Below are 1,554 nucleotides of genomic sequence, written 5' to 3' on the forward strand. Positions count from 1 at the left end.
ACGGCCAGCAGGTCAGCGCCACGCGGCCGGCGCGCCGGCGGCATCCGGCCGCGTGGCGCTGACCTGCTGGCCGTTGCCGGTGAAGGTCACCCGGGTCACCGAGCCGCTGAGGTCGGTCGCCTCGCAGGTCGCCCGGTGCCAGGTCTGACCGTCGGTCGACATGCTGATGTCGCAGCTGCCGCGGACCTGCTTGGCCATGCTGCGGCCGTCAATCGAGGTGTGCATGCGGGTCAGGCCCAGACGGTATTCCTCGGGGCGCGGCTGGCTGTCGCGGTCGGCCTGGAAGCCGATGGTGACGCCGCGCCCGCTCTGCACCGAGAGCAGGATGGCGCCGTCGCGGTGCTGCACATAGACCAGCCCGCTGCTGCAGGGACGCGGATCGTTGTCGACCGTCATCTGGCAGCTGCCGGGCGCGCCGATCACCAGCCTGGGCATCGGCTGGCCCTGGGCCTGCGCCTGGGCCGGCGACTGGGTGGTCGGCTGGGCCAGAACGATCGCCGGCGACAGGGCCAGGGCGGCGGCAGCCGCGAGGATGGGGCGCATGCGGTTTCTCCCTTGGGTCTCGTTGCAATCCCGGTGACACGCCCAGGCTGCGGCGAAAGCCGGCGGCAATGCGGCGCGCGGCCGCAAAGCTGCGTGAGGGTGCGCGGTCAGCGCCGCAGGAAGCGCGCCGCCAGCATCAGCAGCACGCCGACCGCGATGACGCCGAAAGTGGTGGGCGAGGCGTGCCAGGCATCCAGCACCGCGGCCGGCAGCCAGGTCAGCCAGGACAGCGCCAGCCGCGGGATCCACAGCAGCGCGTCCCAGCCCACCACCGAGGCGGCGATGCCGAGCGCCACCAGGAAAACGCCAAGCGACCAGAGCCGCGCCGAGGTCACAGGGCATCCAGTCGGGAATGGAGATCGATCATGGCCGCAGCTTCGCCATGAATTGCGGCGGAAATGCAAGGCGCCGGAGACGCGGCGGGGCACTCACGCGGTCGGTATCCGCCGGGGCCAAGGCAGCGCTTCAACCACGGCGGCGCGTGGTCTAGCCTCCGCTCCGCCAGCAAGAGGGACCGCCCGTTTTGGCCACCGAGATCTCGCTCACCCATCCGAACGGCCTGCGGAAGCCGGCCTTCTACGGCTTCTCCTGGACCTCGCTGTTCTTCGGCGGCTTCCCGGCGGCCTTCCGCGGCGACTGGATGGCCTTTGGCCTGTACCTGCTGCTGGCGCTGGCCGGGGCGCTGTTCACCCAGGGCTTCGGCTGCCTGGTGCTGTGGCTGGTCTGGCCCTTCTTCTACAACCGCTGGCACGCCCGCCGCCTGATCGAGCGCGGCTACCAGATCACCGGCGCCAACGGCTCGATCGACATTGCCAAGGCGCGGGTGATGGGCTGACGCCGCGTCAGCGGCGGTTCTTCAGCCAGAGGGTGAGGAACATCACGGCCACCATGATGGCGACGCCGGTGCGGTTCTGGCTGATCCATTCCAGCGCCTGCTGCAGGGGCATTCTCGCGGTTCTCCGTCTGGATCTGGCGGTCAGGTAGCGGGGGGACGGGCGGGGTGTCCAGCGT

Annotated in this window: 3 protein-coding genes; 1 reads left to right on the forward strand and 2 read right to left on the reverse strand. The window is 70.7% G+C overall.

What is annotated here, in order from left to right; translation table 11 throughout:
- Positions 1-12: 12 nt before the first annotated feature.
- Both BKE38_RS13880 and BKE38_RS13885 read right to left on the reverse strand, forming a co-directional pair.
- Positions 13-543, reverse strand: a complete 531-nt coding sequence (locus tag BKE38_RS13880) for a hypothetical protein (RefSeq protein WP_076957902.1) — start codon at positions 541-543, stop codon at positions 13-15.
- Positions 544-650: 107 nt separating this feature from the next.
- On the reverse strand, positions 651-878 hold the full coding sequence (locus tag BKE38_RS13885; RefSeq protein WP_076957903.1) for a hypothetical protein: 228 nt from the start codon (positions 876-878) through the stop codon (positions 651-653).
- A 188-nt stretch (positions 879-1,066) separates the two neighbouring features.
- Here BKE38_RS13885 and BKE38_RS13890 point away from each other — a divergent pair, with 188 nt between their 5' ends.
- Complete coding sequence (locus BKE38_RS13890) at positions 1,067-1,378, forward strand: hypothetical protein (protein WP_076957904.1); 312 nt, start codon at positions 1,067-1,069, stop codon at positions 1,376-1,378.
- Positions 1,379-1,554 lie beyond the last annotated feature (176 nt).

It is taken from the genome of Teichococcus deserti (genome assembly GCF_001982615.1).
GTDB lineage: Bacteria > Pseudomonadota > Alphaproteobacteria > Acetobacterales > Acetobacteraceae > Pseudoroseomonas > Pseudoroseomonas deserti.

Bases quoted from the DNA above. Each gene is read 5' to 3' on its own strand.
- BKE38_RS13880 (WP_076957902.1), bottom strand. From the start codon at position 543: ATGCGCCCCATCCTCGCGGCTGCCGCCGCCCTGGCCCTGTCGCCGGCG.